Below are 18,000 nucleotides of genomic sequence, written 5' to 3' on the forward strand. Positions count from 1 at the left end.
GACATGGCGCTCTCCCGCTCGCGTGCCGCGCGATATGCCAGACGGCGCACGAAGCGGGTCGCGGCGTCCGGCAGTGACCTCACGGATCTCCAGTGGAGCGCGATCCGCGTCGCATGGGGCGCGTGCGCCTACTGCGGCAACCAGGGGCCCCTGCAGAAGGACTGCGTCATCCCGATCTCGCGTGGGGGCCGTTACACGCTCGAGAACGTCGTTCCGGCGTGCCGATCGTGCAACGCGAGCAAGTGCAACGCCGAGGTGACGGGGTGGATGCGCCGCAAGCGCCTCGACGAGCCGGCCTTTCTGGCCCGGTGGGTCGCGGTGCTCAGCGAGCTGCGGACACCCGAGACCGCCACGGGTGACCCGCCGACTCGCTCTTGACGTATCTGAGCGGACGTTGAACCCTCGTGGTGAGTGAGCGACCCGACGCTCACGACGATCTGGGGGTTTCCATGCGCATCATCGACCGACTCGTTCCGCTCACCGCCCTGACCGCGGGCAGCCTGCTCGTCCTCAGCGGGTGCTTCGCGAACCCGCTGGAGCAGCTCATCGGCGGCGGCGCCGAGGACGCCGTCGAGCGGATCATCGAGGAACAGACCGGAACCGACATCGACCTCGACACCGGAGGCGGAGCGGACATCCCCGACGGCTGGCCGGACCTGCCGCTGCCCGCAGGGGATCTGGTCGCCGCGTACGCGGTCGACGGCACCTTCTCGCTGGTGTACGCCGTGGAGGGGGAGGCAGCCGCGGAGAGTCTGATCGGCGCCCTCGAGGGACAGGGTTTCGAATCGATCAGCTCGGGCGACGTCGGCGACCTCAAGACGGTGCTCCTGCAGACGTCCGAGTGGACCGTCAACGTGGGCTGGGGGCTCGAAGACGGCGATGCCGTCAGCCTCAGCTATACCGCGTTCCCCACGGAGTGACGCCTCGAAGCTACGCTGGCGGCATGGACGAGGACGCCGCCGTCGCGACGCTGACCCTCGTGGTCGATCTCGCGGTGACCAAGACCGACGCCCTCGACGTGATCGCGCTCGCGTGCCACGGCGAGGTCGTGGGTGCGCGCACGCCGCACCCGCGGGTCGGACTGACCGCCCACGAGTGGGCGGAGGTCGAGGTGCCGAAGTTCGGTGACCCACCACCGCTGGCCATCGACGTGCATTCGACACGGGATGAGCGGCACGCCCGCGGTGCGGCACGGGATCTCGCCGCAGGGCTCGCACGGCTCGGATGGACCGCGCACCTGGCCGGCCACTGACGGGGCCGACCCACCGCCCCCATCGCGACGCCCTCCGCGCGCGCCCGCGTCCGACGCGCCGGGGCGAGAAGGTAACGTTCGGGTCACATTCAGGTCGGGTCTGGCAGACTCTTGGACTTGTGTCCACCTCTGCCGACGCGAATCGCCGTCTCAACGGCGCGAAATCCCGATACGGAACCTGGTTTTGATACACACGAACACGAATCCCTCCCCCGTCACCACGCGGCGCGTCCGGCGCGAGGCCGAACGCCGGAACCGACGACGTCCGGCGGTCGCCGTCGCGAGCCTCGCGATCGGCGTCCTCGCCGTCGGCGCGATCACCGGCACCACCGCCGTCTCCCACGCATCCGCCTCCTCGGCGCCTGCTCTCGCCGCCTACGCGCTGGCGTCGAATATGACGGCGACACCGGCTCCGACGGCTTCCACGACGAGCTTCGACCTCGATGACATCACGGACGAAGCGGAAGAGGCCCTGACCGCCGCGGCCGCCGCGCTCGAGTCGGCCGACGAGGTCGAAGGCGACGTCGCCGACTCCGGACTCGATCTCGGCGACGCAGCGACCGAGATCGACACGGACGCCCTCGAAGAGGCGATCGAGGACCTCGACGGCGCACATCTGCTCCCCTCACCCGCCGTCGCGGATCTGACCGACGATGTGGATGCCCTCGTCGCCGCCATCTCGGAGGACGTGGCGGGCATGCGCGGCAGCCTGGAGGCCGCGGAGAAGAAGAAGGCCGAAGAGGAGGCAGCGGAGCAGGCCCGCAAGGAGGCCGAAGCCGCGGCCGCGGCGGCAGCCGCCGAAGCCGAGGCACAAGCCGAAGCGGCCGCGCAGTCCTCGAGCTCGACCTCGTCCGGGTCCACGACCGGCGTGGCCAACCCGGGCTACGCCTCCGGTGGCACGAGCGCCGGCGAGGCGCAGTCCATCGCGCGTGGCATGCTCGGCGGCTACGGCTGGGGCGACGACCAGTTCAGCTGCCTGGTCGCCCTGTGGAACAAGGAATCCGGGTGGAACTACCAGGCCTACAACGCGTCGAGCGGGGCCTTCGGCATCCCCCAGGCGCTCCCGGGGAGCAAGATGGCGTCGGCCGGCGCCGACTGGCAGACCAACGCCGCCACCCAGATCTCCTGGGGTCTCGGGTACATCTCCGGCCGCTACGGTTCGCCGTGCGGCGCCTGGGACCACTCTCAGGCGGTCGGCTGGTACTGATCCGCCCACACACCTCCGTGCCCCCGTCCACCTCTCGTGGACGGGGCACGCGTGTCTCACTCGGGAAACGGGAGGACGAACTCGCGGTTGCGGTCCCAGGGCTCCGTCCACCCGAGACGATCGAACAGTCGGTCCAAGAGCATCGCCGTGAAGCCCCAGACCACGTGTTCTCCCGTCGCGTGCGGGACGACGAAGCCCGGCCCCCGCCAGGACTCACTCCCTCGTCGCACGATGACCGTGCCGCGCCGATCGGTATCGAGCAGATCCGCCACAGGTACCCGGAACACGTCGGAGGACTCCCGCTCGTCGACCACGTGCACCGGTGACGGGCGCCGCCACCACCCGATCACCGGATGCACGACGTGTCGCGAGTAAGCCAGCGGAACCTCGTCGAGGACGCCGAGCACGTCGACGCCCGACGGATCGAGGCCGGTCTCCTCGCGAGCCTCCCGCAGGGCAGCATCAACCGGTCCGCGGTCACCGGGATCGACACGACCGCCGGGGAACGCGACCTGACCGGCATGGGAGTTGAGAGTGGTCGCTCGCGCGAGGAGCAGCACGTCGAGGTCTGCCGACACCGCGGCGTCATGCGCGTCGTGGTCACTGGGCAGATCGTCGAGCACCCCGAAGAGCATCAGCACGGCGGCCGGACGGGAGCCGGCCGCCCTCGGCAGGGATCGGAGGGCGGACAGATCGAGATGACGGCCCCGTCCGGCGGCCACGGCGGCCAACTCCGCACGGGCGCTGCGCTCCGACGAGGAGGAAGAGGACATCACCTCAGGCTACGCCGAGCCGGGGTTCAGATCTGAAGGAACACCTCGGGATCGAATTCCTCGATGGGGATGACGCGCACACGCGGCAGCGGTGCGTCGAACGCGTCCGCGTCGTACTCGAGATCGAACAGTTCCAGGTTCGGGATCGAGGCGTACTCACTGCTTCGGAATTCGTGGAACGCGAGCACACCGAGGCGCCGGTCGCCCTCCCCGAGCCCCCTCAGATCATCGACGAAGTCGCGATCGTGGCTGACCAGGACGACGTCGCCCTCGTGAGCGGTCAGCGCGCGCAACGTGCGCTGGATGGCGATGTCGACGACCTTCTCGTCGGACGGTCCCGACAGCGAGACGGGCTGATACCCCAACGCCAGCAGCGCCTGCACGAAGGACATCGGCAGGTGCGCGGAGGCATTGAGAAAGAACAGCCCGCGGGCGGGCTGACGCCACCGCCCTTCCACGAAGCTCAGCAGGCGGTCCCACCGCGGCCGCTCATCCGGTTGGGGACGGCGTCCGAGGATCGACGATCCCAGGGTCGCATCGATGTTCTCGCCGTCGACGAGCACCCAGGTGGTCCGTTCGGTCATGTCGTCCTCCGGTCACGGTGCACGAAGCACCTTCTCCATCGCCTTGCCCTTGGCCAACTCGTCGACCAGCTTGTCCAGGTATCGGATGCGCTGCATGAGCGGGTCCTCGACCGACTCGACGCGCACGCCGCACACCACGCCGGTGATGAGCCCGGCGTTCGGATTGAGCCGCGCATCGGCGAAGAACTGCTCGACGGTGGATCGCCGCGCAAGCTGATCCGCCAGCGCGGCCTCGTCGAACCCGGTCAACCACGAGATCACCTGGTCGACCTCTGCCCGGGTGCGCCCCTTCCGCTCGGCCTTGGCCACGTAGAGCGGGTAGAGGTCGGCGAACGGCGTCGCGAAGATCCGGTGCACGGTCAGGCTCCCAGATAGGTGGCGGCGACGCGGTGGAGATCCCACAGATCGCTCACACCGGCCAGTTCGCGAGCGGAGTGCATCGACAGGATCGGGATTCCCACATCCACCGTCCGGATTCCCAGTCGGGTCGCGGTGATCGGTCCGATCGTCGATCCGCACGGGACGGCGTTGTTCGAGACGAACTCCTGAGAGTGCACGCCCGCCTGGGCGCACCACGCATTCCACGCCGCGGCCCCCGCCGCGTCCGTTGCGTAACGCTGGTTGGCGTTGATCTTCAAGATGGGGCCGGACCCGAGGACGGGCTGGACCACCGGATCGTGCCGGTCCGCGTAGTTGGGATGCACCGAATGACCGACATCACTCGAGACGCACCAGGACTCGGCGAGGGACCGGAGCTGCTGCTCGCGATCGGCCCCGAGAGAGAGCCACATCCGCTCGAGGACATCCGACAGGAACGGGCCGGCCGCGCCGGACCGCGTGCCCGAGCCGACCTCTTCGTGGTCGAAGACGGCGAGCATCGGGATGTGATCGGCGACCTGGTCGGCTGCGGCGATCATCGCGACGACCCCCGCGTGCACCGACGCGAGGTCGTCGAGACGCCCGGCGGCGAAGAACACATCGTCGCGACCGAACACCTCCCCGCGCGCGGCATCGGCGGTCACGATGTCGTATCCGCGGATGCGGTCCGCGTCGACACCGGCGGCGGCGGCGAGCTCGGCGAGGAGATCGGCCGAATCGGTGCTCCCCAGCCCCCACACCGGCTGAGTCTGCGACTGCCGGTCGATGGACAGTGCCTCGTTGACCGCTCGGTCGAGGTGAATGGCCAATTGCGGCAGGCGCAGCAGTGGCCCTGTCGCTGCGAGCACGACGCTTTCGTCGTCGAGCACCAGCCTGCCGGCCAGACGCAGTTCGCGATCAAGCCACGAATTCAGAAGAGGCCCGCCGTACACCTCGACGCCGGCCTGCAGCCAACCGAGGCGCCCCGTGGTCGGTCGCGGTTTGAGTTTGAAGCCCGGCGAGTCGGTGTGCGCGCCGAAGATCCGCACACCGGTCGCGGCATCCGGCGTCGCCGGGACCGCCCACGCGATGAGCGCACCGTCGCGGACCACGAAGAAGCGCCCACCCGATGCACGGGGCCACGGCGCTGATTCACGCACGCGGACGAAGCCGGCGTCCGACAGGCGGCGGGCGGCCTCCTCCGCTGCGTGGAAACTGGACGGCGCGGCCTCGACGAAGTCGGCGAGGTCGGCCGCGTGGGCGCGGGCGTCGGGTGCGGTGGGCACGGGCTGGTTCTCTCCTGAGGGTCCGGGGACGACGATGCTTTCGAGCGTAGTCATCCGCTCGTTCGCGTCGACGCATCCGCCGGTGCGCCGCCGGCAGATGCCTCCGCCGGCTGCTCTCGGGCGAGCGCCCACACGCCGGCGATGGCGGCGGTGCCGGCCACCGCGAAGACGGCGAAGCTCCACACGGGTGCGCTCGCTGCCTCCTGGAGAACGGTGATCCCCAGGACGACGGCGACGAACGGATCGACCACCGTCAGTCCCGCCACCACGACCTGGGGGTTGTTGACGGTGTGGGCGGTCTGCACGAACCAGATCGACAGGGCACCGGCCACGGCGATGCCGGCCGCACACGCGATCGTGAGCAGGTTGGTCTCATCGAGCACGTCGTCGCGATGACGGATCGCCGTCTGCACGCGGAGGATCACGGTCTTGCCGAGCGTCGCGACGAAGCCCGAGTACAGGCCGCCCAACAGCACGTAGACCACCGCCGGCGTGCGGCGACGACGGAAGACCGCGAGTGCGCCGAAGGTCAGCGCGAGAACGGCCAGGAGGACGATCAGAACGGCGATCAGCTGCGTATCGGTGATCGTCGTCTGTTCACTCACGGCCGCGGCGACGGAAACGAACACGCCGAGGCTCACGACGCAGACCGCGATCGAGATGACCTCCCGCCACCGTGGCCGCGTGCGCGTCACCAAGGCCGTCAGCAATGACGCGAAGACCAGGGCGACCACGCCGACCGGCTGCACGACCATCAGCGGCGCGAACGCGAGTGCCGCGAGCTGGACCACGATCGCGAGGCCGAACAGGGCTCCTCCGACCAGCCAGATCGGATCGCGCGCCAGACGCCAGAACCCCACCGCGCCGATGCCTGCACCGCCGGTCGCGGCGCGAGCCACCCCCCGCGACTGCAGGAAGTTCGCGATCGTCAGAAAGAGCGCGGACACCACCGCGAGGACGATGCCGACGATCGGAAACGATGTGATGGTCACGCGGTGCCCCCTCTCGGTCTCCCACGCTAGCGGGGGCGCGGTGGTGCAGGCGAACCTCTCACGGGACGCGCCGCGCGATGACGCCGGCCAGCAGGGCGTGCAGGAGCGCCGGCACGGAAGCGATCATGAGCGACGCTCCGATGACCGCGTCTTCGGGACGCAGGACGGCTCCGGCGATCAGGAGGCCAGCGAACAGCACGGCCGAGACCACACGACGGGCGAGTGTCTCCAGCCCGCGCACCCGCGCATCCAGGCGGGGCGAGTCGACGGCGAGACGTCCGTCTTCGAGGCGGGTCAGGACGTCGTCGACCCGCCGCGGCATGCGGGCGACCAGCCCCGCCACCGATGCGGCCTCCTTCGCGAACGCCTGGACCAGGCCGCCGCGCTCGTCGCGGATCAGGCGTTGCGCGTACGGCTCGACGGCGTCCCAGATGTTGAAGGCGGGGTCGAGGGCGCTGCACACCCCCGACGTGAGAGACACGGCACGGATCACCAGCAGAAAATTCTCGGGGAGTTGGAACGGCATGCGCCGCACCAGGTCGCGGAACTCGATGGCGAAGTCGCGGAACTCCCGCGGGTCGACCTCCTGGAGTTCGGCGAACCCCATGCCGCCGAAGCGGGCGAACAGCGTTGTCATGGCCCGCTCGAGTTCGACGGTGTCGGCCGACGGCAGGAGAACTCCGACGTCGCGGATGCTGTCGACCAGCTGGCGGCCGTTTCGTGCGGCCACCGCGATGATCAGCTGCTGCAGTCCGCGACGCAGCCGGTCGGGAACCTCCCCCATCATCCCGAAGTCGATGAACGTCAGCGACCAGGGTCGCTCCGCCTCCGGGGTCGGCGTGACGAACACATTGCCGGGATGCGGATCGGCATGGAAGTACCCGTGGGTGAAGAGCTGGTCGAACATCACGGCCGCGAACTCGTGCGCGACCTCGGTGGGATCGATTCCGGCGTCTCGGAGCGCGTCGCGGTCGGTGATCTTGATCGCGGTGACATCGGCCAGCGTCAGAACCCGACGCGTCGAGCGTTCCCACGCGACGTCGGGGGTGCCGACGCGCGGGTCTCCCGCGAAGACCTCACGGAATCGCTCGGCGTTGGCCGCTTCGTGGAGGTAGTCGATCTCCTCGCGACTGGTGATCGCGAACTCCTCCAGCAGCGCCGGGAGATCGACGTGTTCCCGCACGACTCGCACCCGGCTCAGCCATGCGGCGACGCGGCGCAGCGCGGCCAGGTCGACGTCGACGATCCGATCGATTCCGGGCCGCTGGACCTTCACCACCACCTCCGCGAAGCCGACCTCGAGGGCCTCGACGCCGAGCAGCCGTGCACGGTGCGCTTGGCCGAGAGAGGCTGCGGCGAGCGGCTCCGGATCGATCCATTCGTAGATCGCCGACAGCGGCGCACCCAGCTCCGCCTCGGCGAAAGCGCGGATCTCTTCGAAGCGGACCGGCGGCACCTCGTCCTGGAGCCCCTCCAGTTCCTTGGTGATGACCGGCGGCAGCACGTCGAGGCGCGAGGACATGAACTGCCCCACCTTGATCATGAGCCCGCCCAGCGACACCGCGAGAGCGTGGAAGTTGCGGGCAAGGCGCTGCAACCGACGCGCGCGGCCACGGGCAGCGAGAGAGGCGAGGCCGATGCGCGGCAGGAACAGCTCGAACCACCACGCCTGCACCATGTAGCGCGCGGCGAAGCGCAGGATCCGTCGGTAGCGGGCGCGGGTATCCCCCACGTCGGTCATCGGGCCTCCCGTGTGCGACGCCCGGTGCCGACGTCGGGCCGGCATCCGATCAGTCCCGGGCGAGGATCGAGTAGAGCTTACGACGCGCGTCGTCGAGGACCTGCTCGGCCTCCGAGACCTGATCCGCCGTCCCGTGCTGTGCGACCTGGGCGGCGGCCTGGGCGAGCTTCACTCCGGCCTTGGGCAGCGCGGCGGCACGTGCGGCGTCCTTCATCCCCGGCATCTCCCACGGCGCCGATCGATCCGCGACGCTCTCGGCCTCCGCGCGGCCGGCCTCGGTGAGCGAGTAGGTCTTCTTGCCGCCGGACTCTTCGGCCGTGATGAGTCCCTCGTCGGCCAGCATCTGCAATGTGGGGTAGACCGAGCCCGGGCTGGGCTTCCACACCCCGCCGCTGCGCTCAGCGATCTCGGCGATGATCTGGTAGCCGTGCATGGGCGACTCGAGCAGGAGGGACAGCACGGCCGAACGGACATCACCGCGGGCCATGCGCGTGGGGAAACGTTGCTCGAAGGCTTCCCGCAGCTGATCCATCGCGTCGAAGAGGCCACCGCCGGCGGCTCCGAATCCGCGGCCTGCCCCGAACTGCCCCGATGAGAACGACGTGTTCACGATGACCCCTCTCTTCGCCCCGCGGACGATACTCGACGATATATCGCCACGATACGCTCGCTGAGCCGCCCCGGCAGCGCGCCGGGCATGTTCTCAGGGCGCACCCAGGTTCACGGGACCATTTCCGGGACCGCCGACGTTGCAGTGATGGACGCACCACCCCGGCGCGTCCCGGAGCGGAGGAAATGGACATGAACGACGACCACGCCACCCCTGAGGCCCTGGGAGGCCTCTCCGACATGCAGCGCCGCGTGACACAGCAAGACGGCACCGAACCGGCCTTCGCCAACGCTTACTGGGACCACCACGAGCCCGGGATCTACGTCGACGTCGTCTCCGGCCAGCCGCTGTTCTCCTCCGTCGACAAGTTCGACAGCGGCACCGGATGGCCGAGCTTCACTCAGCCGATCATTCCCGAAGCGATTCGTACCCGTCGGGACTGGTCTCTGCTTGTGCCCCGCACCGAGGTGCGCTCCAGCGCAGCTGACAGTCACCTGGGACATGTGTTCCGAGACGGCCCCCGCACGGCCGACGGCCTGCGATACTGCATGAACTCCGCCGCGCTGCGATTCGTCCACCGAGATGATCTCGTGGCGGAAGGATACGGGGAGCATCGCGGGATCTTCGCGGATGACGACGAGAGCGATCAGAAGGGACGTGCCGAATGACGAACGACGGAGCAATCACCGAGGTCGACGGGCTCGAAACCGCCGTGCTCGCCGGCGGATGCTTCTGGGGAATGCAGGATCTCATCCGGAAGCAGCCCGGAGTGGTCCAAACCCGTGTGGGCTACACCGGCGGCGTCAACGCGCACGCGACCTATCGGAACCATCCCGGGCACGCGGAGGCCGTCGAGATCGTCTTCGACCCGGCCAAGACCACCTATCGCGACATCCTCGCGTTCTTCTTCCAGATTCACGATCCGTCGACGCTCAACCGACAGGGCAACGACATCGGCACCAGCTACCGCTCGGCCATCTTCCCCCTGGACGCGGAGCAGGAGCGCGTGGCGCGGGACACCATCGCCGACGTCGACGCGTCAGGTCTGTGGCCGGGAGCAGCGGTCACCACCATCGAGAAGGCCGGACCCTTCTGGGAGGCCGAGCCCGAGCACCAGGATTATCTGCTCCGCATCCCGAACGGCTACACCTGCCACTTCCCTCGTCGCGGCTGGGTCCTCCCCGCGCGTTCGGAGTCCACGACCTGATCGTGCGGTGACGCGCGAAGAGCCGGACAACCGCGAACGGGTCGTCCGGCTCTTCGCCCATCAGTCGAGCACACGCCCGCAATCGGGAGCGCTCACCCCTCATCGCCGAAGTCGTCGTCGGCATCCGGTGCCGGCGTGTCCGGCGACGGAATCGACGGCGCCGGAGCACCCTCGTCGGATCCGCGGGGCGCCGGGGGCAGTGTGTCCCCCTCCCCCGCCGCGAGACGTGTCTTGTCTTCTTCGCTGAGATGTTCGCGATCGCTCATCCCCACACGGTACGAATCCCGCCGTACCCCACGCACCGGCTTGACAATGTGTGCGACGGTGGATTGTCCGCCCGAACCTCGTCGGCGGATGCGGCGAAGAGGGGACGACACCGGTGAGGCGATTCGACGAGATCACAACGACCGATCTGAGCGACGCGGGCAGCATGAAGTGGACCGCGTATCCGGGGAAGACCGGCGCCTGGGTCGCCGAGATGGATTTCGGTGTCGCTCCCGCCGTGCAGGACGCTCTCGCCGCTGCCATCGCCCGCGGCCTCACGGGATATCTCCCGGCATGGCTGACGGCGGATCTCGCACGGGCCACATCCGACTGGTACGCCGAGCGCTTCGGATGGCGCATTCCGGTCGGTCGCATCCATCCCGTTCCCGATGTGATCGCAGCGTTCGAAGCGACGATCGAGCACTTCACCCCGGCCGGGTCAGCCGTGATCGTGCCGACGCCCGCCTACATGCCGTTCCTGTTCGTCCCGCAGATGCACGGACGCGAGGTGATCCAGGTCCCCTCGATCGAATGCGACGGACGCATGACGATGGACCTCGAGGGTATCGGGCGGGCGTTCGACGACGGCGCGGGGCTGCTCGTCCTGTGCAATCCGCACAACCCGCTCGGCACGGTGCACACGGCGGATGAGCTCGCTGCCGTGGCCGAAGTCGTCCACCGCAGGGGCGGCCGGGTGTTCGCCGACGAGATCCATGCCCCCCTCGTCTTCGACGGCGCGCGACACATCCCCTACGCCTCCATCTCGGATGTCGCCGCGTCGCACACCATCACCGCGGCCTCGGCCTCGAAGGCGTTCAACCTGGCCGGACTCAAGTGCGCACAGCTGATCGTCTCGAACGACGCCGATGCCTCCATCTGGGCCGAGCACGCGATGTGGTCCGGTCACGGCACCTCGACGCTCGGCGTGGTGGCGAACATCGCCGCGTACCGCGACGGCACCGAGTGGCTCGGGGAGGTCGTCGACTACCTCGACGGGAACCGACGCACTCTGATCGACCTGCTCGCCGAGCACGCACCACTGGCCCGCGTCACGATGCCCGAGGGCACCTACATCGCCCTCATCGACTTCCGCGCATACGGACTGGAAGGCGACCTCGGCGAGTGGTTCCGCGCGCATGCCGATGTCGCCCTCACCGACGGTGCCGCCTGCGGCGAGGCCGCGGAAGGTCACGCCCGGATCATCTTCGCCCTGCCCCGACCGATCCTCGCCGACGCGATCTCGCGCATCGGCGAGGCACTGGCGCGACACGCCGCCACGAACGGTCGGACCTCGGCCGCGTGACGCGCGACTCGGCGACCGCTGCTGTCGTCGGAGGCCGTCACAGCCTCTCGGGGGGTGATCTGCGTCAGGCCTGCACGCGGACGCGGCGGCCGTCGAATCCGACGATGTCACCGACCCGGAGCTGACGACCGCGGCGGCGATCCACCTCGCCGTTGACACTCACGTAGCCGTCGATGATCGCCTCCTTCACGTCTCCGCCGGAATCGAGCAGGCCGGCGTACTTGACGAACTGCCCGAGACGGATCATGTCACCGCCGATGGGCACATCCTCGATGGGAGCCGAACGCGTCATGAGGCGATCGTATCGAGAAGCGGCGCCATCTCCCGGGGCGCGTCGGCGGTCGACGTAGGGTCGCTGTGTGGACATCCGATTCGCCGACGAAGCCGACGCCGGTGCGCTCGAACAGGTCGAGGCCTCCGCAGACCGTGCGCTCGTCGCCTCACTCGGGGTGGACGAGGCCTTCGAAACAGAGTCCGGTCTCGTCCGCGCCGCCATGCCGGGATTCATCCTCGTCGCCGAGCTCTCCGGACGGGTCGTCGGCTTCGCGCAGGTGCTCGAGCGGCCGGGACTCTGCCACCTCGAACAGCTGTCCGTGCATGTCGATCATGCACGACGAGGCGTCGGAGCCGCCCTGCTGGCCGCGGCGATGGACACCGCATCGGCGCGCGGCCACCAGGAGATGACCCTTCGGACGTTCGTCACCCCGCCGTTCAATGCTCCGTTCTACGCGCGACACGGATTCGTCTCGTGCGAACCGGAGCACGCCCTCCACGCCGAGATCGTCGGCGCCGAGGCCGACCTCGATCGCCTCGCTCCGCGCGTCCTCATGCGCGCGGCGCTCGCGGGACGGTGATGGACTCGGGTTCGGTCAGGCGGATTCGCGCCGTCTGCGCATCTGCGCGAGGGGCATGTTCAGACGGGGGTTTCCGGCAAGGAGATCCTCGTGCTCGTCGAGGAAACGCCAGTACGCGGCGGTGAACGCGGACTCGCGGGCAGCCCTCTCGGTCGGCCACCACGAGCCCATGCGCTGAAGATATGCGCCTCCGGATATATAGGGTTTGGTGGCCACGCGACCGCCGTCCGCGTACTGGCTCATCCCCTGCACATTGGGTACCATCGCCCACTCGTACGCGTCGACGAACAGCGCGGAGAACCACTCGTACACCGCGCGCGGATCGTATCCCTGCAGCAGGAACCAGTTGCCCAATACCATCAGTCGCTCGATGTGATGCGCGTAGCCGTATCGCATGACACGCGCGAGCACGGTGCGTACCGGCAACGGGATCTCCTCGGGGACGTCCACTCCCGTGTACCACCACTCCTCGAGATCCCTGCCGAGACGAAAGTGGTTCGCCGTCATGAGATCCGGCCACGCACGGTAGGCGCCCCGCATGTACTCGCGCCAGCCGATCACCTGTCGCGTGAACCCCTCGACGGCGGCCAGGGGAACATCATCTCGTCGGGCGACGACAGCGGAGACGACCTCCGCCGGAGCGAGAAGGCCGACGTTCAACAGGGGGCTGACCACGCTGTGGAAGAGGAAGGGCTCGTTCGCCGCCATCGCGTCTTCGTACCGGCCGAAGGACGCGAGCCTCTCGTCGACGAAGGTGTCGAGCCATGCTCGCGCGTGGGCGGGTGTGACCGGGAGCCAGAACTCCCGCGGGTCACCCGGCGCGCCCGGGAAGTGACTCGCGACGTCCTCGATCGCCGACGCCGTGAGCTCATCGATGTCGACGTCCGGGAGCGCGGGCACCTCGATCCCGTCGCGGGGCAACGGTTCACGGTTGTCCGCGTCGAAGTTCCACCGTTTCCCCGCCGGCGCCGCGCCGTCCATGAGGATGCCGGTGCGTCTGCGCTGCCATCGGTAGAAATCCTCCATGCGGGCAGCCGGATGCTCGGCGAACCACGCGTCGAGGTCCGCCGTCGGTGTCAGGAAGAGAGCGTCGTCGTAACGACGCGTCGAGATTCCCGCCTCGTCGCACACCGAGCTGATGCGCCGGTCGACGGCCCGATCGGTGGCGCTCATCCAGGCCAGACCGTCCACATCGTATTCCCGGATCATCCGCCGCAGTGCCTGCGCGAAGCCGAGACCCTCGTGGAGCGGCACTCGCGCAACGGCTCGACCGCGCTGCTCTGCGGCCGCGGCGGCATGACGAAGGCCGGCCAGCAGCAGCACGCGCTTGTGCGCGTGGTAGCGCCGCCTCGCGAACGAGGATCTCGCCTCGACGAAGAAGAACACATCGATCTCCTCGTCCGCATAGGCGGGATGCTCTTCGAAGAGCTGGGTGCCGAGGATGAGAGCCGCTTTCATCGCCCGCGGTCCTTCGACACCGGCTGTCGGAGGATCGTCCTCAGCCGCTCGGGAGCGCTTCGTCGCGGATCGCCCAGGTATATCTCATGGTGAACACCGCGCATGCGGAACCCGCGTTCCGGAATCACCTGCTCGTGCAGTCGTGCGAGCACGGGACCTTCCTCGTCATAGGGCCCGACGTGGAGCGTCTGGATGCAAAGCCCTTCGTCGAAGCTCTCGATGCGGAGCCGATCCAGCGCCGGGGCGTCCTTTCGATGCGCGACCGAGCGTGCCGCGTCGGTATGCACCTCCGCGATCCCCTCAGGCACGAGGATCATGACGGTCCACGACCACGCCTTCTTGTCGCGGGCGGTCGTGAAGGATGCCATGTCGTCAGCCCACCACAGTGCCTCCAGGGGGGCGACGACATGGTCCCGCCCGAGCTCTCGCTTCGCGATGGACTTCAGTGCGTAGGAGAACGGGTAGAGGGTGGCGAGGGCGTCGCGATAGGCGTCCGATGTGTTCGGGTCGCCGGATCCGTCGACCATCGCGAACCGGCGCGGCGGCACCACGATCTCGTCGAAGACGTTCCGTCGCGCCGTGTAGCCGGCGAGCTCCCGCTTGGGATCGACCCTCATCACCGGCGCCCGCCGTCCGCCATCAGACGGTGCGCGCCCGCCGCGCCAGTGCCGCGACCGCGCGCCACCCCACGAGGCCGACGAGAAGCACCCCCGCGGTGACGAGGATGAACGACACCTCCGTGCCGGTGTCGAAGATCGCCCGCACGAGGACTCCCCCCACCACGGTGGCCAACCAGACGGGGATTCCCGCACGAAGCGGCGAGAGCGGCCGGCGCCACGCCCGTGCGAGGAGCCAACCGAGCGCGAGGCCGACCAAAAACGGCAACGCCGTCGCCCACAGTCCGGACCACACCTGTTCGGCGTGAGAGGCGCGCCCGAGGGCGACGAAGGCGATCACGACGGCGATGTCGGCGATCACCGCGCCGACGAGTGCTCCGGTGCGCGGACGGGTCTCGACGATGTCATTCACCCTCTCACCATCCCATGGAGCCGGGGACACCCTTGAACGGACCGACCACGTCGGGGGTGATCCACCCGCCGTAGAAGTTGCCGTGCTGGGGCTGAACGACGACTCCTCCGATCTCGCACCGGTCCATCCCCTCCGCGTACACCGCGACACGACCGGAAAGATCGCCGAATCCCGGCATCGGGGTCGGGTAGGTCCACGCGGCACGCGGACGCACCGCGTCGCCGCCGAGCACGTCGAAGTATCGCGCGCGACCCTTGAACTCGCACATCGACGTCCCTTCCCCGGGCGACAACGCGCCCGTGACGAAGTCCGCGATCGGAAGGTAGTACGTCGGGGGGTGGCTGGTCTCCAGCACTCGGACGACATCATCCGTATCGACGATCACTTCGCCGCCGAGCACGATGACGGCGCGTCGGTCGACGCGCTCGACCCGCGGCGGGCGGGGATAGTCCCACACCGACTCCTGACCGGGTCCGACCGGGTGGCGCTGAGGGTGACGCATGATCCCAGGGTAGGACCGTCCGCGCCACCCGGGGCCGCCTCCGACACCGCCCACCGTACGCTTCGGTCATGGACAGTGCCGAGGTCGTCGTGATCGGTGCGGGTTTGGCGGGCCTGCGGTGCGCGCTCGAGCTCGCGCGCGCCGGTCGGGAAGTCGTCGTCCTGGAAGCGCAGGACCGCGTCGGCGGCCGGCAGCGCACGGACCGCGTCGACGGCTTCCTGCTGGACCGCGGGTTCCAGGTGCTCAATCCGGCGTATCCGGCCGTCCGCCGCGACATCGACGTCGATTCCCTCGGACTGCGGTCCTTCCCCGTCGCCGTCCGCGTCCGCCTGGCGGGGCGCACCGTCGAGCTCGCGCATCCGCTGCGCCATCCCGCACGGCTGCCGCGTACCCTGGCCAGCGGCCTCCTCGATCCGCAGGAGCTGAGCGCTCTGGCTCGCTGGGCCCTCCCCACGATCGTCGCCCCGCGGCGTGCGGTACGGGGTCGAGACATACCGCTGGCGGACGCGTGGGACACGGCGGGCATCCACGGCCCGTTGCGCGCCCGGGTGCTCGAACCGTTCCTCGCGGGAGTGCTCGCCGACGGATCCGGCGCGACCTCCGATGCCTTCGTCCGGCTGCTGATGCGGATGTTCGCACTCGGACGTCCCGCCCTCCCCGCGACCGGCATCGAGGCGCTCCCCCGACAGTTGGCACGGCGCGTCGGCGGGGCCGGTGGCCGCATCCGTCTGTCGCACCGTGTCGCCCGCATCGATCGCGACGGTCCCCGGATCCTGGTCGTCGGGCCGGACATCGACACCCTCCGTGCGGGAAAGGTCGTCGTCGCCACCGGACCCGACGTCGTCTCCGATCTCGTCGATCTGCCCCGCCCCGTCACGCGCGGGCTGCAGACGTGGTGGTTCGACGCGGACGCGCCGCCCTCGGCCTCAGGCGCCGTCCACGTCGACGGAACCCGCTCCGGCCCCGTCGTGAACACGGCCGTCATCTCTCACACGGTTCCCGAGTACGCACCGGCGGGGCAGCACCTGGTGCAGGCGACGTGCCTGCTGTCGCCGTCGGACGCCGCCGATGAGACGGCCGTGCGTCGGCACCTGGTGACGATCTGGGGACCGGCGGCAACCGGCTGGCGACTCCTGCGGCGCGACGACATCCCCGACGCGCTTCCCGCCCAACCGGCCCCGCTGCGCCTCAGGTCGACGGCGCTCGTGACGGACGGGGTGCACGTCGCGGGCGACCATCGCGACACCGCATCGATCCAGGGAGCCCTCGTGTCGGGGACCCGGGTCGCCCAGGCGGTCGTCGCCTCCTAGGAGGACGACCGGGCGCGAGGGGACAGGTCGGCGCTCAGTGCTTCGCGTTCGTCGAACACGAAGCACTCCCCGCTCCAGTGCGTGCCGCCCACCCGCTCGAAGTAGCCGAGGATCCCTCCGTCGAGCTGGAAGGCATCCACTCCCTGCTCGCGCAGGTGGATCGCCGCCTTCTCGCAGCGGATCCCGCCGGTGCAATAGCTGACGACGGTCTTGCCCGCCAGGTCTTCGCGCGCCGCCCGCGCCGCGTCCGGGAACTGCGTGAACCGATCGATTCGCCAGTCGAGGGCACCGTCGAAGCGGCCGTAGTCGACCTCGAAGGCGTTGCGGGTGTCGAGCATCACGACCTCACGCCCCTCGTCATCGGTCCCCTGGTCGAGCCATCGTTTGAGGCGTTCGGGAGACACCGCCGGTGCGCGTCCCACCTCCGGACGGATCGTCGGCTGATCCATGCGGATGATCTCGCGCTTGACCTTGACGATCATCTTCCCGAACGGCTGGTCGTCCGACCAGCTCTCTTTGGCCGTGAGCGCCGAAAGTCGCGGATCGGAGCGCAACGCGGCGAGGAAACCCCGCACCGCGGCCGACTCACCCGCCACGAAAAGGTTGATCCCCTCCTCCGCGAGGATGACAGTGCCGCGCAGGTCGGCGCCGACCGCACGCGAGAGCAGCGCCTCCCGCAACGTCTCGAGATCAGTCAGGGACGTGAACAGGTAGGCGCTGATGTTGAGCACGCGGGTCACCGGTCCAGGGTACGCGGCGCACCTCCGCACCTTTCGTCGTCTCCATTGACTTGTGCACAGTTCAATTGTGCGCAATGCTTTTTCGATGGCCGGCGTCGACGACATGGTGTGCTTCTCGCTCTATGCCGCGAGTCGATCGACGACGCAGGCGTACCGCCGCGTGCTTCGTCCGTGGGATCTCACGTACCCGCAATACCTCGTGCTCGTGGCGCTGTGGACGGAGGGTCCTCTCTCGGTGCGACGGATCGGCGATCGTCTCGCACTCGATTCCGGCACCCTCTCCCCGCTCCTGCGTCGTCTCGAGCGGCGGGGATACGTCACCCGCGGTCGGCGCAGCGACGACGAGCGTGTGGTCGACGTCTCCCTCACCGAAGCCGGGGAGGCGCTGCGTGACGAGATGCACGAAGTCCCCCGGCAGATCGCGGAGTGCATGGGGATTGGCATCGACGCCGCCCGCGCGCTCATGGACTCCCTGCACGAGCTCACCGCGCGCGTGCAGGCGGGCAACGAGGCGACCGCCTCGTGACACCT

General features: G+C 69.2%; 24 protein-coding genes. 10 read left to right on the plus strand and 14 right to left on the minus strand.

What is annotated here, in order from left to right:
* The first annotated feature begins 3 nt into the window (after window positions 1–3).
* The 4 genes from RZO50_RS13705 to RZO50_RS13720 all read left to right on the plus strand — a co-directional run bounded on the left by RZO50_RS13705 (window position 4) and on the right by RZO50_RS13720 (window position 2,459).
* Window positions 4–378, plus strand: coding sequence for an HNH endonuclease (locus RZO50_RS13705; protein ID WP_322600287.1), 375 nt, complete (start codon window positions 4–6; stop codon window positions 376–378).
* Window positions 379–407: 29 nt separating this feature from the next.
* Window positions 408–920: a hypothetical protein gene (locus tag RZO50_RS13710; protein ID WP_322600288.1), complete on the plus strand. Its 513-nt coding sequence runs from the start codon at window positions 408–410 to the stop codon at window positions 918–920.
* A gap of 23 nt (window positions 921–943) precedes the next feature.
* On the plus strand, window positions 944–1,252 hold the full coding sequence (locus tag RZO50_RS13715; protein ID WP_322600289.1) for a hypothetical protein: 309 nt from the start codon (window positions 944–946) through the stop codon (window positions 1,250–1,252).
* A gap of 184 nt (window positions 1,253–1,436) precedes the next feature.
* On the plus strand, window positions 1,437–2,459 hold the full coding sequence (locus tag RZO50_RS13720; RefSeq protein ID WP_322600290.1) for an aggregation-promoting factor C-terminal-like domain-containing protein: 1,023 nt from the start codon (window positions 1,437–1,439) through the stop codon (window positions 2,457–2,459).
* Between the two features lie 56 nt (window positions 2,460–2,515).
* Here the strand turns inward: RZO50_RS13720 and RZO50_RS13725 are convergent, their stop codons facing one another.
* The 7 genes from RZO50_RS13725 to RZO50_RS13755 are packed head-to-tail and all read right to left on the minus strand — an operon-like array spanning window position 2,516 to window position 8,802.
* Entirely contained in the window at window positions 2,516–3,232 is a 717-nt protein-coding gene (locus tag RZO50_RS13725) for an NUDIX hydrolase (protein ID WP_322600291.1), read from the minus strand.
* Between the two features lie 26 nt (window positions 3,233–3,258).
* A complete protein-coding gene (locus RZO50_RS13730) occupies window positions 3,259–3,816 on the minus strand; it encodes an NYN domain-containing protein (protein WP_322600292.1) in 558 nt (185 codons plus the stop codon).
* 12 nt (window positions 3,817–3,828) lie between these two features.
* A complete protein-coding gene (locus tag RZO50_RS13735) occupies window positions 3,829–4,173 on the minus strand; it encodes a DUF2200 domain-containing protein (protein ID WP_322600293.1) in 345 nt (114 codons plus the stop codon).
* A 2-nt stretch (window positions 4,174–4,175) separates the two neighbouring features.
* Window positions 4,176–5,459, minus strand: a complete 1,284-nt coding sequence (locus tag RZO50_RS13740) for a M18 family aminopeptidase (protein ID WP_322600294.1) — start codon at window positions 5,457–5,459, stop codon at window positions 4,176–4,178.
* Between the two features lie 50 nt (window positions 5,460–5,509).
* Window positions 5,510–6,451 carry a DMT family transporter gene (locus RZO50_RS13745; RefSeq protein ID WP_322600295.1) on the minus strand — a complete coding sequence of 314 codons (942 nt, stop codon included), beginning with the start codon at window positions 6,449–6,451 and terminating at the stop codon, window positions 5,510–5,512.
* A 58-nt stretch (window positions 6,452–6,509) separates the two neighbouring features.
* A complete protein-coding gene (locus tag RZO50_RS13750; protein WP_322600296.1) occupies window positions 6,510–8,192 on the minus strand; it encodes an ABC1 kinase family protein in 1,683 nt (560 codons plus the stop codon).
* 49 nt (window positions 8,193–8,241) lie between these two features.
* Window positions 8,242–8,802, minus strand: a complete 561-nt coding sequence (locus RZO50_RS13755) for a PadR family transcriptional regulator (protein ID WP_322600297.1) — start codon at window positions 8,800–8,802, stop codon at window positions 8,242–8,244.
* Window positions 8,803–8,993: 191 nt separating this feature from the next.
* On the opposite strand from RZO50_RS13755, the gene msrB reads away from it, so the two are divergent.
* Entirely contained in the window at window positions 8,994–9,470 is a 477-nt protein-coding gene (gene msrB / locus RZO50_RS13760; protein WP_322600298.1) for a peptide-methionine (R)-S-oxide reductase MsrB, read from the plus strand.
* The gene (gene msrA, locus RZO50_RS13765) at window positions 9,467–10,009 is read left to right on the plus strand and encodes a peptide-methionine (S)-S-oxide reductase MsrA (RefSeq protein WP_322600299.1); all 543 of its coding nucleotides are present in this window, start codon (window positions 9,467–9,469) and stop codon (window positions 10,007–10,009) included. Before msrB ends, msrA begins: the two co-directional genes overlap by 4 nt.
* Before the next feature lie 92 nt (window positions 10,010–10,101).
* Here the strand turns inward: msrA and RZO50_RS13770 are convergent, their stop codons facing one another.
* The gene (locus RZO50_RS13770) at window positions 10,102–10,275 is read right to left on the minus strand and encodes a hypothetical protein (RefSeq protein WP_322600300.1); all 174 of its coding nucleotides are present in this window, start codon (window positions 10,273–10,275) and stop codon (window positions 10,102–10,104) included.
* Window positions 10,276–10,388: 113 nt separating this feature from the next.
* Here RZO50_RS13770 and RZO50_RS13775 point away from each other — a divergent pair, with 113 nt between their 5' ends.
* Window positions 10,389–11,576, plus strand: a complete 1,188-nt coding sequence (locus tag RZO50_RS13775; RefSeq protein WP_322600301.1) for a MalY/PatB family protein — start codon at window positions 10,389–10,391, stop codon at window positions 11,574–11,576.
* Window positions 11,577–11,640: 64 nt separating this feature from the next.
* Here RZO50_RS13775 and RZO50_RS13780 read toward each other — a convergent pair whose 3' ends face one another.
* Window positions 11,641–11,868, minus strand: coding sequence for an RNA-binding S4 domain-containing protein (locus RZO50_RS13780; RefSeq protein ID WP_322600302.1), 228 nt, complete (start codon window positions 11,866–11,868; stop codon window positions 11,641–11,643).
* A gap of 67 nt (window positions 11,869–11,935) precedes the next feature.
* Here RZO50_RS13780 and RZO50_RS13785 point away from each other — a divergent pair, with 67 nt between their 5' ends.
* Window positions 11,936–12,430, plus strand: a complete 495-nt coding sequence (locus RZO50_RS13785; protein ID WP_322600303.1) for a GNAT family N-acetyltransferase — start codon at window positions 11,936–11,938, stop codon at window positions 12,428–12,430.
* Between the two features lie 15 nt (window positions 12,431–12,445).
* Here the strand turns inward: RZO50_RS13785 and RZO50_RS13790 are convergent, their stop codons facing one another.
* Genes RZO50_RS13790 through RZO50_RS13805 form a run of 4 tightly spaced genes read right to left on the minus strand, consistent with a single transcriptional unit; the run spans window position 12,446 to window position 15,419 of the window.
* Complete coding sequence (locus RZO50_RS13790; protein WP_322600304.1) at window positions 12,446–13,888, minus strand: cryptochrome/photolyase family protein; 1,443 nt, start codon at window positions 13,886–13,888, stop codon at window positions 12,446–12,448.
* Window positions 13,885–14,505: a GyrI-like domain-containing protein gene (locus tag RZO50_RS13795; RefSeq protein ID WP_322600305.1), complete on the minus strand. Its 621-nt coding sequence runs from the start codon at window positions 14,503–14,505 to the stop codon at window positions 13,885–13,887. Before RZO50_RS13795 ends, RZO50_RS13790 begins: the two co-directional genes overlap by 4 nt.
* A 22-nt stretch (window positions 14,506–14,527) precedes the next feature.
* Window positions 14,528–14,917: a DUF3054 domain-containing protein gene (locus RZO50_RS13800; protein WP_322600306.1), complete on the minus strand. Its 390-nt coding sequence runs from the start codon at window positions 14,915–14,917 to the stop codon at window positions 14,528–14,530.
* 4 nt (window positions 14,918–14,921) lie between these two features.
* A complete protein-coding gene (locus tag RZO50_RS13805; RefSeq protein WP_322600307.1) occupies window positions 14,922–15,419 on the minus strand; it encodes a DUF427 domain-containing protein in 498 nt (165 codons plus the stop codon).
* Window positions 15,420–15,487: 68 nt separating this feature from the next.
* Here RZO50_RS13805 and RZO50_RS13810 point away from each other — a divergent pair, with 68 nt between their 5' ends.
* The gene (locus tag RZO50_RS13810; protein ID WP_322600308.1) at window positions 15,488–16,729 is read left to right on the plus strand and encodes an NAD(P)/FAD-dependent oxidoreductase; all 1,242 of its coding nucleotides are present in this window, start codon (window positions 15,488–15,490) and stop codon (window positions 16,727–16,729) included.
* Here the strand turns inward: RZO50_RS13810 and RZO50_RS13815 are convergent.
* Entirely contained in the window at window positions 16,726–17,469 is a 744-nt protein-coding gene (locus tag RZO50_RS13815) for a sulfurtransferase (protein WP_322600309.1), read from the minus strand. The genes RZO50_RS13810 and RZO50_RS13815 overlap by 4 nt on opposite strands.
* 85 nt (window positions 17,470–17,554) lie before the next feature.
* Between RZO50_RS13815 and RZO50_RS13820 the strand changes: the two genes are divergently transcribed.
* The gene (locus RZO50_RS13820) at window positions 17,555–17,995 is read left to right on the plus strand and encodes a MarR family winged helix-turn-helix transcriptional regulator (protein ID WP_322600310.1); all 441 of its coding nucleotides are present in this window, start codon (window positions 17,555–17,557) and stop codon (window positions 17,993–17,995) included.
* Window positions 17,996–18,000 lie beyond the last annotated feature (5 nt).

Source organism: Microbacterium xanthum (assembly GCF_034531355.1).
In the GTDB taxonomy this organism is placed as follows: Bacteria; Actinomycetota; Actinomycetes; order Actinomycetales; family Microbacteriaceae; genus Microbacterium; species Microbacterium xanthum.

Bases quoted from the DNA above. Each gene is read 5' to 3' on its own strand.
- RZO50_RS13705 (WP_322600287.1), top strand. From the start codon at position 4: ATGGCGCTCTCCCGCTCGCGTGCCGCGCGATATGCCAGACGGCGCACG.
- RZO50_RS13715 (WP_322600289.1), top strand. From the start codon at position 944: ATGGACGAGGACGCCGCCGTCGCGACGCTGACCCTCGTGGTCGATCTC.
- RZO50_RS13725 (WP_322600291.1), bottom strand. From the start codon at position 3,232: ATGTCCTCTTCCTCCTCGTCGGAGCGCAGCGCCCGTGCGGAGTTGGCC.
- RZO50_RS13730 (WP_322600292.1), bottom strand. From the start codon at position 3,816: ATGACCGAACGGACCACCTGGGTGCTCGTCGACGGCGAGAACATCGAT.
- RZO50_RS13750 (WP_322600296.1), bottom strand. From the start codon at position 8,192: ATGACCGACGTGGGGGATACCCGCGCCCGCTACCGACGGATCCTGCGC.
- msrB (WP_322600298.1), top strand. From the start codon at position 8,994: ATGAACGACGACCACGCCACCCCTGAGGCCCTGGGAGGCCTCTCCGAC.
- msrA (WP_322600299.1), top strand. From the start codon at position 9,467: ATGACGAACGACGGAGCAATCACCGAGGTCGACGGGCTCGAAACCGCC.
- RZO50_RS13770 (WP_322600300.1), bottom strand. From the start codon at position 10,275: ATGAGCGATCGCGAACATCTCAGCGAAGAAGACAAGACACGTCTCGCG.
- RZO50_RS13780 (WP_322600302.1), bottom strand. From the start codon at position 11,868: ATGACGCGTTCGGCTCCCATCGAGGATGTGCCCATCGGCGGTGACATG.
- RZO50_RS13790 (WP_322600304.1), bottom strand. From the start codon at position 13,888: ATGAAAGCGGCTCTCATCCTCGGCACCCAGCTCTTCGAAGAGCATCCC.
- RZO50_RS13795 (WP_322600305.1), bottom strand. From the start codon at position 14,505: ATGAGGGTCGATCCCAAGCGGGAGCTCGCCGGCTACACGGCGCGACGG.
- RZO50_RS13805 (WP_322600307.1), bottom strand. From the start codon at position 15,419: ATGCGTCACCCTCAGCGCCACCCGGTCGGACCCGGTCAGGAGTCGGTG.
- RZO50_RS13810 (WP_322600308.1), top strand. From the start codon at position 15,488: ATGGACAGTGCCGAGGTCGTCGTGATCGGTGCGGGTTTGGCGGGCCTG.
- RZO50_RS13820 (WP_322600310.1), top strand. From the start codon at position 17,555: ATGGCCGGCGTCGACGACATGGTGTGCTTCTCGCTCTATGCCGCGAGT.